This is a genomic window from Pedobacter borealis DSM 19626 (assembly GCF_000708285.2).
Taxonomy (GTDB): Bacteria; Bacteroidota; Bacteroidia; order Sphingobacteriales; family Sphingobacteriaceae; genus Pedobacter; species Pedobacter borealis.
In genome coordinates, this window is sequence record NZ_JAUG01000063.1 from 26,553 (window position 1) to 38,910 (window position 12,358).

At 37.8% G+C, this 12,358-nt stretch carries 9 protein-coding genes; all 9 read right to left on the minus strand.

All coding sequences use genetic code 11. From position 1 onward, the window contains the following. Positions 1-29: 29 nt before the first annotated feature. Positions 30-1,748, minus strand: coding sequence for a thiamine pyrophosphate-binding protein (locus AW17_RS16080; RefSeq protein WP_029278144.1), 1,719 nt, complete (start codon positions 1,746-1,748; stop codon positions 30-32). Continuing rightward, positions 1,745-2,668: an NAD-dependent epimerase/dehydratase family protein gene (locus AW17_RS16085; RefSeq protein WP_029278145.1), complete on the minus strand. Its 924-nt coding sequence runs from the start codon at positions 2,666-2,668 to the stop codon at positions 1,745-1,747. Before AW17_RS16085 ends, AW17_RS16080 begins: the two co-directional genes overlap by 4 nt. Then, on the minus strand, positions 2,661-3,740 hold the full coding sequence (gene rfbG, locus AW17_RS16090) for a CDP-glucose 4,6-dehydratase (RefSeq protein ID WP_029278147.1): 1,080 nt from the start codon (positions 3,738-3,740) through the stop codon (positions 2,661-2,663). The genes AW17_RS16085 and rfbG overlap by 8 nt, the downstream gene beginning before the upstream one ends. 1 nt (position 3,741) lies before the next feature. Further along, positions 3,742-4,518 (minus strand): glucose-1-phosphate cytidylyltransferase, encoded by a 777-nt coding sequence (gene rfbF / locus AW17_RS16095; RefSeq protein ID WP_029278148.1) that lies wholly within the window; start codon positions 4,516-4,518, stop codon positions 3,742-3,744. A gap of 11 nt (positions 4,519-4,529) precedes the next feature. Continuing rightward, the gene (locus tag AW17_RS25190) at positions 4,530-5,558 is read right to left on the minus strand and encodes a flavin reductase family protein (RefSeq protein WP_029278149.1); all 1,029 of its coding nucleotides are present in this window, start codon (positions 5,556-5,558) and stop codon (positions 4,530-4,532) included. 169 nt (positions 5,559-5,727) lie between these two features. Further along, entirely contained in the window at positions 5,728-7,086 is a 1,359-nt protein-coding gene (locus AW17_RS16105; RefSeq protein WP_051691888.1) for an RNA-binding domain-containing protein, read from the minus strand. 48 nt (positions 7,087-7,134) lie between these two features. Then, a complete protein-coding gene (locus AW17_RS16110) occupies positions 7,135-8,229 on the minus strand; it encodes a Wzz/FepE/Etk N-terminal domain-containing protein (RefSeq protein WP_029278153.1) in 1,095 nt (364 codons plus the stop codon). 250 nt (positions 8,230-8,479) lie between these two features. Further along, positions 8,480-10,945, minus strand: coding sequence for an SLBB domain-containing protein (locus AW17_RS16115; protein ID WP_029278155.1), 2,466 nt, complete (start codon positions 10,943-10,945; stop codon positions 8,480-8,482). A 28-nt stretch (positions 10,946-10,973) separates the two neighbouring features. After that, entirely contained in the window at positions 10,974-12,110 is a 1,137-nt protein-coding gene (gmd, locus tag AW17_RS16120) for a GDP-mannose 4,6-dehydratase (protein WP_029278157.1), read from the minus strand. Positions 12,111-12,358 lie beyond the last annotated feature (248 nt).

Consider the following 12,358-nt stretch of genomic DNA (forward strand, 5'->3'; position numbering starts at 1 on the left):
TTTTGTATAGTAAAAATCTTTAATGTTTATTAAGTTCCCTCCATCTCTATTGGCTTGGAGAAAGGCTCCATTTCGGTAATGGGTTTACCAAATGCGATTTTAGGGTAAGTATTAGTATGTGGATCAATCATCAGTTGAAGCAATTTAGGCTTCATGGCATTTTCGCCCTCCCAAAGCCACTGATTGGCAGAATCAAATTCACTTTCATCAGAGATGGTTAACGCATCAATTCCGTAAGCCATTGCCACTTTTGAAAAGTCCGGGGCATCATACCCCCAATAGGTAGATTGATACCTGGATTCAAAATAACTATCCTGAAACTGTCTGATCATTCCCAGTGTTCTGTTATTTAACACCACAATTTTAATAGGGAGATTATTTCTAACAATAGTCTGTAACTCCTGAATATTAATCTGCATACAACCATCACCTACCAACACCACAACAGGTTGTTTTTCCAGCGCAATGCAAGCTCCTATACCCGCAGGCAGAGAAAAACCCATTGCACCCATGCCGCCTGAGGTTAAAAAATGTTGCCCCTTAAGTATCTCTAATGACTGCGCCGCCCACATCTGATGACTACCAACATCTGCCAAATAAGCTTTAGCAAAATTGTTTCCCTTAGAGAGCGCATGCATAAATTTATTCGGATTTATCCCTTTTGGTTCCAGCTCCTTTTCATCGGGCCACTGTAATCTCAAGTCATTGATATGACGGAGCCAATTGTTATGCTGATCAAATTGAATTGAAGAGGTATGATTCGTAAAACGCTGCAAGAAAGTTCCCAATTCAGAAACAATAGCTATGCAATTTTTCACTCTATTGTTAATCTCACCTGCCTCACAATCAATATGGTATATTCTTCTATTTTCGATAAACTTAGTATCTGCTCCCGTCTGCCTAATATCTAATCTGCTCCCAAGAACAATAACTAAATCACTTTCTCCAAATGCTATGTTTGCCCAACGATTACCATAGCTTCCAATGAAACCAACCCGTAATGGATCATCAAATGAGATTGTATCAAGGCCTAGCAAAGTGGTGATAACGGGCACCTTGGTTTTACTTACAAACTGATCAAACAGTTCTTGACTTTGGGAGGCCTTAATTCCTCTACCCGCCAGAATTAGTGGCCTTTCTGCATTTTTAATGTCTTCAATTAATTGATCAAGTATTTGCTCAGGTATTGCAGTATCCTCTTTAACATTGTAAATAGTATTCTTAACCTCAATCTGAGTCCTTTGAACATCCATAGGGATATCAATGAGAACCGGTCCGGGTCTGCCTTCGCAAGCTAAGTAAAATGCCTGTTCTAAAATATCTTCTAAATCATTGGGCTCATTAACCAGAAAACTTGCTTTAGTAATCGGTTTAGCCATCGTTACAATGTCCGTCTCTTGAAAACCTAACTGTCTGATTTCTCGATCACCCTTTTGCTCATGCCTATTTACTTGCCCCGTGATAAAAATTGCTGGGGTAGAATCAAAAAAGCAACTTCCAATACCGGTTAATAAATTAGTTGCACCTGGCCCACTTGTAGCCATTGCTACTCCGGGTAAACCAGTGATGCGACCATAACCCTCAGCTGCGAATGCGGCAGATTGTTCATGGTGCATGGTTACAATTTTTATCTTGGTTGTTTGATATAGAGAATCCAAAATATGCGTAATCATACCGCCAGATAACTCAAATACCGTTTGAATACCCTTTTTCTCTAAGAAACTAGCAATAAAGTCTGATGCTTTCATTTTGAGTTACTATTTAAAGTGTAATAACCTATTGTTTTTTGCAAAGCTACCTCAAAATTTGCTAGGTTAGGTAGCTTAATTTGTGCGGAGAGCTTTGAGATATCTCCTTCAATATGCATCGATTGGTTTTCGCGATAGGGCAAAACGCCAAAATTCAATTTAAAATCGCTGTTAACTCGGTCTCTGATCAACTCTAAAAGAGCCTTTAACGAATGGACTTCATTAGAAGAAATATTGTAAATGCCCGAAAGAATTGGCTGTTCTATTATGACCTTTACAATCGCTGAAAAATCAGGGGCATATAAATAAGCGTACCGCTGCTCTCCACCTGTTAAATCCATTTCCATTTCAGTTTTCATTCTACGCACCAGCGATGGAATTAACCAATTATCACCTTCCATTGCCCCAAAAACCGAAAACACTCGAAGCCAAACCCAGTTAATACAATTTTCTTCACAAAAAGTTTGTACAATTTGTAAAGAGGCACTTTTAATGGCTCCATAAGCGCCTTTCGGTTGAATAGGTTGTTCTTCCGAAACTTTTGCATGGAGAACACCATATTCTGCCTGAGAACCCAGAAAAATAAATTTGCTTAAGGCTACTTCTTTTGAAATTTCCAGCAATTGGATCAAGAAACTAATGTTGCTGGCTTGTTCAGTCCAACTCTCTCTCTGTTTAGCTTCAACCCCGCTCCAAGCGCAATGCACCATTACCGACGGCGCTAATTCCCTAAGTCTATCTTCCCAGTTACCTTGATCATCTAAATCTACCCATAGCACTTCACCTTTGAAATCTTGGCATCTCCAAGTATCGGAAGTTACTCTTTTGAGCCCAATTACTTGAATACCCGCAGCAGATAACACTCGTGCTAAATGGGAGCCTAAAAATCCAGTGATGCCAGTGATTAAAACTTTAAGCATTGATATAATCTAAAATTTGCTTTTCAGTAAACGCATTAATTCCGGTTCTATCCGATTCAAAAACTCTATACCAACTGATGGTTTGTTGTACGGCGTTGTTAGCGTTTAATTTTGGTTTCCATGAAAGCGCTTTGATAGCCTTACTGATATCAAGCTTTAAAAGGCCAGCCTCATGGGGTTGGTTCTCCGATTGTTGGACACGGTATGCCCCATTTCCCCAACTTTCAATAGCAAGTTTTAACATTTCAGAAACTGGCAGTGCATCTGTGGTATAAGGGCCAAAATTAAATGCATCGCTAAACATTAAGGGATCTTTCAGCAATCGAGTTCCCAATAATAGATAAGCCACAATTGGTTCTAAAACGTGTTGCCATGGCCTTACTGAATTAGGATTACGAATGATTATTTCTTCGTTTTTGGATAATGCCTTGGCAATGTCGGGTATTAATCTATCTTTCGACCAATCTCCACCTCCTATAACGTTTCCTGCCCTACCCACAGCAATTCCTTTTTGATGACAATCAAATTTGGCAACATTAAAGAAAGAATTGCGATAAGAATCGATAACCAGCTCTGTACAAGCTTTACTTGCGCTGTAGGGATCATAACCGCCTAAACGATCATTTTCTCTGTAAGGGTACTCCCATTCATTATTATGATATACTTTATCAGTAGTGACTAACACGATAGTACAAGGCTTTTCTAATAAACGTACTGCATCTAAAACATTAGCTGTACCAATAGCGTTTACCTCGAAAGTTTCTGAAGGAATTTCATACGATAATCTTACCAAAGGTTGAGCAGCCAAATGAAAGATAAAGTCTGGTTGAAAATCCAAGATAGATTTCTTCAATACTTCACGTTCTCTTAAATCTGCTATTACAGATTCACATATTTGGCTACCATTTATCAAGTTATATAAATCTTCTTCTGTTTGCGGAGCCAGCGCATAACCTTTAACATCGGCACCTAAAAGATTTAATGTTTTAAGCATCCAGGCTCCCTTAAATCCTGTATGCCCAGTTAGGAAAACCTTTTTTCCCTGGTATATCCTTTTTAGTTCATCAAACATACTACCAGATTTTCCATTTAGCCTGACCAGTAGACCAAAGCTGTTCTAACTCAATTCTATCTCGCAAAGCGTCCATCGGTTTCCAAAAACCCGAATGCTTGAAAGCTGCCAGCTGTCCATCATTTGCGATTTCCTTCAACGGAACATTCTCCCATTGAATATCATCCATATCTCCTTCTAAGTATTTAAAGATACCTGGTTCTAGTACAAAAAAGCCTCCATTAATCCACATTCCATCACCCTGTGGTTTTTCTACGAAGTGGTTCACTGTTCCATCAGCTTCCATTTCAATATTCCCAAATCTTCCTGGGGTTTGAATACTTGTCAAAGTGGCTAGTTTATTATGATTTTTGTGGAATTCAACCAACTTATTAATATCTATGTCGGCAACACCATCGCCATAGGTAAGCATGAAAGTTTCTCCATCAACGTATTTTTGAATCTTTTTGATACGTCCTGCAGTGTTTGTTTTTAAACCAGTGTCTACTAAAGTAACTTTAAAAGACTCTGAGTTAGAAAAATGTACATCCACCTTGTTTTTTTCAATATCAATCGATACATCTGAATTATAAAGGTAGTAGTTTAAAAAATATTCCTTGATACTTTGTGCCTTATAGCCTAAACACAATACAAAATCATTATAACCATAGGCTTCGTAAATTTTCATGATGTGCCACAGAATAGGCTTACCGCCAATTTCTACCATGGGTTTTGGGCGAGCTTCAGTCTCTTCCATTAATCGGGTACCTAGACCTCCGGCAAGTATTACTACCTTCATAAATTCTCTATTTATATTTCTATATGAACATTATCAGTTAAAGGATGCGTACAGCAAAGTAAAAACTCATCTTCATTAAGATCCTCTCTTACTTTACTTAGGCCGATCATCTTAGCTTCACCTCGGGTAAGCTTTCCCTTACAAGTGCTACAATTCCCTGTCTGGCAAGAATAGGGTAACTCCAGGTCAGCATCCAATGCAGCTTCCAAAATGCTTTTGCCCTTGGTTACTTCAATATGGTGTTCTTTTCCCTCAAATTGAATTTGGATATTTTGTGTATGTATATTTTTGAAATCTGCAGGATTTTTAACCAATTCAAAATCCTCTGAAAATATGTTGTTATCAGAAATATCAAATTCTTTTAAAGCCAATTTAACAGATTCCTTTAATCCAACTGGGCCGCAAATATAGTGTTTAGCATCCTTAGGTAAATTAAATTGTTGAAGAATCTCAATAGCTTTTTTCTTGTCAATTCTTCCTTCTACAACATTTTGTACACTCTGGCTAATGCGCAACTTCGTATGAAAATGTTTGACAATAAATCGCTTAGGATAATCTGCTAAAAACTGTTCAATTTGATTTAAAAAAATAGTGCTTTCGTGATTTCTGTTGCCATAAAACAAATGTACTTTATATATTTCCGATGTAGCCAGTATCTCTTTTGCCAACGATATCAGTGGGGTTATTCCACTTCCAACACCCCAAAGAAAGATATCTGAGTTTTGGTTTTCACAGGTAAAATCACCCATGGGCTGTATTACTTCAATACTATCACCTACTGATACTACATCATGAATATGATTCGAAACAATCCCATTCAGCACTCTTTTAATTGTTACCTCTAAATGTTGATCTGTAGCTGGTGCAGAAGAAAAAGAATAAGGCCGGATGTAGCGTCGCCCGTTGATTCTAAAAGACAACGTAAGATATTGCCCAGCTTGATATTTAATCTTTTTCAACCCAGGTTGCTTGAAACAAAGTGTAATAGTATCTTTTGTTTCTTTTTTTATATCGTGAACTTTTAAAGTATAATTTTTCATTTAGATTACTTTAAAAAACACTAAAAGTTATTCCTGTCTTCATTTTATTTATAAGTTATGGGTTGTCTGTCTTCGGTTACTCATTTCTGTTAATTTTAAAATAGCGACATCGTTTTTATAAAATTGCATCGAGCTTTGGTTGTCAATTTAAAAGCTTTAATATTTTTGATTAATCACCATTTACTATCCAATAACCGTTACTATCAGAACCTACGCGTTCTATTACGCCGTTCTTTTTTAAAAGTTCAAGATCTCTGGCGATAGTCCTTCTCACAACACCTATTGAATTAGCCATCTCAATAGTTGTAATTTTCTTATTCTTTTTCATCAATTCAACAATATGCCTACGTCTATTATCTGTGACATTATCTGTGACATTATCTGTGACATTATCTGTGACATTATCCTCAACCAATCTCACTCGTTGTTTTGTATAACTTAAGACAGCTAAAAAACCATTTGGTATTTCTTCAAGCTCCATTTTCATTGTTGGATATTTCTTGAGTTCTTTACGGATCCGTACAAAACCACTGCCATATTTTTCGATATCACCTGTTAAATAAAACGCTTCGGCAATTAATTTATTCCGGGTATTAGCTTGGTAATTATCTTTTATCAATTCCGCAACGGTTAGATTCCCGTAAAGCATTCCGGGATTATAAAAGCTAATCTTATTGTCAAATATTTTAACTTGTATGTCTATGGGACTCATATAATCCCTGTGAATAATCGCATTGAGTACAATTTCCCGTAAAGCAGGCAAAGGGTACTCAAAAATTTCTGTACGCTGAGTCGGCATTCCTGTTATTTCAAAAGCAACCTTAATATGACTGATGAGATAACGCATGGTCTCTTCTACAACCTCAAACAAAGTTCCATTGAGCATCTTGTCATCGATAATCATGGAAGGCGTTTTAAAACGTCCTAAATGAACATTATACCCTATTGCTTGATTTGAAAACAACAACCAAGCTGCATTAGTAATTCCTTTAGCGCCAACCAATTTTAACTTTTGCAGATTTTCCATCCAACTGCCTTCCAATTTGAATCGCCCTGTAGCATTTACCTTTTCAATAAATGCGATCACCTTAGGTTCGTCTAAATCCTCCAAACTTCCTCCATGTCTAGGATAGGAATCCCAAGAAAGCTGCAACGACTGTAAACTCAAATTCGTTATTTCGAATGCCGAAAGCTGATGGTTGGAATTATTTACCCGTTGGTAATACCTTCCTTTAAATGCCACCGGCTTAACCGGGAATTCATGAACAGTTATACCAATTACTTCCTTGCCATGAATAGTTTCGATCTCAATATCGGCAATTATACTCGGTTGGGTTTTATTTTTTATTTCATTTATCCAATTTTGAATAGTTTCCTTGCCTATGGAAAAATTAGAAACTGGTTTTCCTTTATCGTCCAAACCAACATATACCTTCCCTCCTTTGGTATTCACAAAAGCAGACAATGTTTCTATTGTAGCATCATTGAAACTCGCTTTAAATTCTGTATGTTGGTTTTCTACAATCATTATTATTTTTGATAACCTAATGCTGGAAATCTATAATCAAGCAACAACCTAAACAGTCAACTGTTTCAACAATCGCCTCACAATCAACCCCAATACCACCAAAAAACCAGCTAAAAATCCGCCCATTATCAATCCTTTTAATTTACCAAAGCGTTCTTTGGTAAGTGGGTAAATTGGCTGATCAATCACCTGGATCAATGGCGTTTCTTTCAATAAAGTCATCTTTGTCAATTCCAAATTTTTAACCATTTCTCCTAAAACAGCTTTATTGGTTTCAGCAGAAAATTGCGCTTTTTGAGCTGGTGCCACACGCTGTACCTGCCTGGTAGGATTCAAATTTGGTGTGGCATCAGCTACAGCAACAGCTGTATAAATTGCCCCATTCATTACTGCTCTCACTGAATCTGTTTTCTGCTGCAATATTTTAACATTCTGCAACGTCTTTTTCGTTTTGGTATTGATGTAAAATTCATTTACATTTTTCACCAAAGCATCATTAAAATTTTTGGCAAATAATTCATCCTTTGCTTTAACATCTACCTGTATGGTACTTAATTTTTTGTCGGGCTTAGCTACGTTTAAATAATTTTTATTAATATCTGACACGATATCCCCTAAAACACTATCACGTAAACGATTTGGTTGTAATAGCTTAGTTCCATCTCGCAAACTGTCTGCTATAAACTGTAAATTAACAAGTTCTGGCTTTTTAGCCCATTTTTTTCTGAGTTCGTTAACATCAATGTAACGTTCTACCAATAATTGTTTTTTACCATTTACGTCAACTAGCGTTAATAACGTTTGTTCCAACATGGTTCTCGACTTATATAAGCCCAAGATATTATCTCCTTGGAAAATGCCTCCTCCGCCACCGCCCAGGTCAACTCCGGCCATAGAAGCAAGGCCTGCTAAACTCCCTAATCCGCCGCCCTTCTCATCTTCCAGTACGAAAGTGGTAGTAGCGGTATAAAGCGGTTTCTTATTGGCTGCATACCAAAAACCTAAAATGCCCCCCAACAAAGCACAAATTAAGATGATGATCCATTTGGATAAAAGGTATCGCCACCATTCACAGATTTTAAGAATGAGCTCTTTCAGGGAGATCTCGTCGTTGTTGTTTTGTATATGTTGACTTTCTGACATTTTATGAATATCGAGTATTTAGTATCAAGACTTGTTCATGTTTAAAGATCCTTCGACTACGCTCAGGATGACATACTCTTTTAATGAGATTTCGTCACTCTCTGTATTTTTATAATCTTGCTGACTTGTTGTTGTCATTATTTTTGTTAGTACTAATTTAATAGATTACCACGGCTCGCACCATCCCAGGCCTCGCTACAAAGTAGTCCCTTTGGGACAATGACGATCCTTTCTGGGGAGGTTGGGAGCTTTATCTTAACAAACTCACAATAATCGCTCCCAAAGAAGCTACCGCAGTTCCGATCCCAATCCAACTTTGCGCTGTCATCCGTTCTCTTTCAGCTTTCTTTGGCACCAAAATTTCTGCTCCTGGTTTAATCACGGGGTTATTACTAAAAAACAAAAACTTACCCACTCCAGCTGCCGAACCATTTGCATACTTTACATATACACCGCTTTTACGTGCGTGATCGGTAAATCCTCCTGCACCATTGATATATTGCCTTAGTCCTTTTCCAGGTAGATAAACAATATTGTTCGGATTTAATACCTCACCTGTTACCCGTACAGTTTGCAAAGTACGCGGAACCCGAATAATATCACCATCTTCTACAATCAAGTCGAATTTAGAAAGCGGCTCTTTGAGAATGCGTTTCAAATTTATACCAACTAAGTCACTCTGGATTAACTTTTGCTCCACTTCGGCGGCTACTGTATCTTTCGCACCAGCTTCTTGTGCTCTTTTTAGATTTAAGAATTTCTTATCTTCATCTTCTTTATTATTGATCGCATTTTTATCCTTAGGATTTACTTTTTCAGCACCAGGTCTTTTTAATGAAGCCCCATCGGCATATGCAGAAGAAGTTAAACCACCTGCACGGCGAATCAGGTCAGAAATACGCTCATTTTTATTCACAATAGTATAAACACCTGGATAAACCACTTCACCTTCTAATTTAACCTGCTTTTGTACCGCATAGCCCTCTGCATTTCGTACAGATACAATGTCGAACGGTTTAATTACAAAAGGTTCACCCTCGAGCTTTAAGTTTTCATTCACATTCACAATGAATACTTCGGCAGTTTGTGCCGTGGCCGAAGTAGCTTCACTATTCCTTACCCTCCTTGATATTTCAATTCGGTTAGGTGTAGCGCCCTCTTTGAAACCACCGGCCAATTGAATCACCGATTCCAATGTCATGCCTTCAGCAAACTGAAAGCTTCCTGGGGCACGTACTTCACCCTGAATACTAACCTGGTATTCATCCCTTAAATCGAAGATGGACGAAATGGTAATTTTATCTTCACGTTGTAAAGGAATATCGGTTTGGGTACCCGCAATAATCTTGGCCACATCAAAGGAGATCAATGCCTGGGTATTATCAGGATTTAAACGATTGATATAACCACGATTTAAGAAAGCATCTTCAGTTAAGCCATCAGCCTTATTGATCAATCCCCTTAAAGTTAATCCCTTTTCCAGTTCATAAACTCCAGGACGGAATACCGATCCTAAAATTTCAACCCGATTTGCAAAACGATCTAAGATGGCTTCCACTACATATTTATCACCATTTTTAGGCGCATATGTAGGGAAATCTACAGCAGCAATGTCGTTAATTCGGCGATCGCGGTCAGTATTTTGAAAAGCTTTGATTTTAGCAGTATAGGCTTGCGTAGTAAAGCCACCTGCAAAATCAATTACATCTTTTAGGGTTTCACCCTTTACTAGTTCATAAAGTGCAGTCCTTTTCACCTCTCCACTAATTTCTACACGATCATCGTATACTGGAATGTTGATCACATCCTGATCCTGTAAACGGATATTAGCCTGCTGAATACCTTTTAATAAGAAGTTATAAATATCTAATGTTGCAATAATTTTATTGTTACGGATGATCTGGATTTTACGGAAGGAACCATTTTGTGCTGGCCCACCTGATGCATATAAGGCATTATACACCGTAGCCAATGATGGCAAAGTGTATGTTCCAGGTTTTCTTACATAACCCGTCATAATTACCTTAATGCTACGAATATTCCCTAGATTAATGGCTAAATTTGTTCTTCCCGAACGTAATGAAGGATATGTTTTAGACATAGCTGTCCGAATTTTAGAGGTGGCCTGATCGATGCTTAATCCGCCAACAGCAATTCGCCCAACATATTGTAAATTAATAATTCCTTCCGGACTAACTTCTAAATTGTAACTGGCTTCATTATCACCCGTTAAATCGATCACCAACTTATCGTCTGGGCCAATGACATAACCTTTAGGAGTAGCCATCCGCAAATTGGGCTCAAAAGTGATGTTTCCATTCCTAAAGAGCTCTGCTCCAAAAATCTTTGGCCCAATTTCGCTATCTTCTTCTTTCTTTTCGTTATTGATTTCTCCACTCGCTGTGGTTTCACTCATTTCTCTACCTGTAATTACGGGTTTTTGTTCTACCTGTACGGCAGCGCCTTGCTTTCGCACCTTAGCTACCCTAGCCCTTAACTTCTGAACCTCATCGGCTTTCATGCCTTGTGCTGCAGCCATTTGTTCTAACTGGGCATCATTATAACCAACAGATTCTGCCTTTTTGATCATTTGAAGAATCTGGGCATCAGAGAGTTCATCTACCTTTACACTGGAATAATTCTGCGCAAAAGAGGAGAGATGAACGAGTAGACTGAGAACGATAAGGGATAGAAAAATTTTTATGCTTTGTTTCATAGGTTTCCGAGGTAATCGGTAGGTAATATTATTCAAAATAGTTTAAGGTTTCAAATCCTCCCTGACGAAGGTATTCATCCTTTTTCATCAAATGCAGATCAGAAATCACCATATCTTTCACGAGCGCAGGCAGGTCATATTTGGGTTGCCAGCCCAATTGAGTTTTAGATTTAGTAGGATCGCCTAATAAAAGATCAACTTCTGTCGGTCTGAAATATTTAGGATCTACTTTTACTATTGTGCTGCCCAGAAACAGTTTTGCTGGATCTAAGCCTAAACCACTAAGCACCTCCACATCTAAACCGATAATTACACCCTTCTCATTTTCTTCTTTTCCTGAAAATTCAATCTCAATACCCAATTCAGCAAAGCTCATCTTAACAAAATCACGTACAGTAGTGGTAACACCTGTTGCGATAACGAAATCCTCTGGTTTTTCTTGTTGAAGAATCAGCCACATGGCTTCTATATAGTCTTTAGCATGCCCCCAATCGCGCTGCGCGGATAGATTACCCAGGTATAAACAGGTTTGCAAACCTAAGGCGATCTTGGCTGCTGCCCGCGTAATTTTACGGGTTACAAAGGTTTCTCCTCTTAAAGGACTTTCATGGTTAAACAAAATGCCATTGCAGGCAAACATGCCATAAGCTTCACGATAGTTGACCGTGATCCAATAAGCATACATTTTGGCCACGGCATAAGGCGAACGTGGATAAAATGGGGTCGTTTCACTTTGTGGAACCGCTTGCACTAATCCATACAACTCTGAAGTGGAAGCTTGATAAATTTTGGTCTTTTGATTTAAACCCAAAATCCGAATGGCTTCCAATAAACGCAAAGTTCCAATGCCATCGGCATTAGCGGTATATTCAGGCATCTCGAAACTTACATGAACGTGGCTCATGGCCGCCAGATTATAGATTTCATCTGGTTGAGTTTCCTGTATAATACGAATAATATTTGTTGAATCAGTTAAATCACCATAATGGAGCTTAAAATTCACATTATTTTCATGTTGATCTTGATAAAGATGATCGATACGATCCGTATTAAATAAAGATGAACGTCTTTTAATACCATGTACAAAATAGCCCTTTTTTAGCAGAAATTCTGCAAGATAAGCACCATCTTGTCCAGTAACGCCAGTAATAAGGGCAACCTTCATATATTATCATAGATTTTGAGCATGCAAACATACATAATAATTCTATTGTAAAAAAGCAGTGTTGCTTGAAGATGGGAGAATTTTTAGCTAATCATATGTGTTACATCGCATTTCGAATTAAATGATAACCAATTTCAACAACATTGAGCTATAATCAAGCGAAAATAAACATAATAAACTGACAAACAATAACTTACATACAAAATAAATTAATGAGCGTGACTATTTCTGACAGGGAAATCGCTTTT

Excerpts from the sequence above, each read along its gene's own strand:
- AW17_RS16085 (WP_029278145.1), bottom strand. The coding sequence starts at position 2,668 with ATGCTTAAAGTTTTAATCACTGGCATCACTGGATTTTTAGGCTCCCAT.
- rfbG (WP_029278147.1), bottom strand. The coding sequence starts at position 3,740 with ATGTTTGATGAACTAAAAAGGATATACCAGGGAAAAAAGGTTTTCCTA.
- AW17_RS16110 (WP_029278153.1), bottom strand. The coding sequence starts at position 8,229 with ATGTCAGAAAGTCAACATATACAAAACAACAACGACGAGATCTCCCTG.
- AW17_RS25190 (WP_029278149.1), bottom strand. The coding sequence starts at position 5,558 with ATGAAAAATTATACTTTAAAAGTTCACGATATAAAAAAAGAAACAAAA.
- AW17_RS16105 (WP_051691888.1), bottom strand. The coding sequence starts at position 7,086 with ATGATTGTAGAAAACCAACATACAGAATTTAAAGCGAGTTTCAATGAT.
- AW17_RS16080 (WP_029278144.1), bottom strand. The coding sequence starts at position 1,748 with ATGAAAGCATCAGACTTTATTGCTAGTTTCTTAGAGAAAAAGGGTATT.
- AW17_RS16115 (WP_029278155.1), bottom strand. The coding sequence starts at position 10,945 with ATGAAACAAAGCATAAAAATTTTTCTATCCCTTATCGTTCTCAGTCTA.
- gmd (WP_029278157.1), bottom strand. The coding sequence starts at position 12,110 with ATGAAGGTTGCCCTTATTACTGGCGTTACTGGACAAGATGGTGCTTAT.
- rfbF (WP_029278148.1), bottom strand. The coding sequence starts at position 4,518 with ATGAAGGTAGTAATACTTGCCGGAGGTCTAGGTACCCGATTAATGGAA.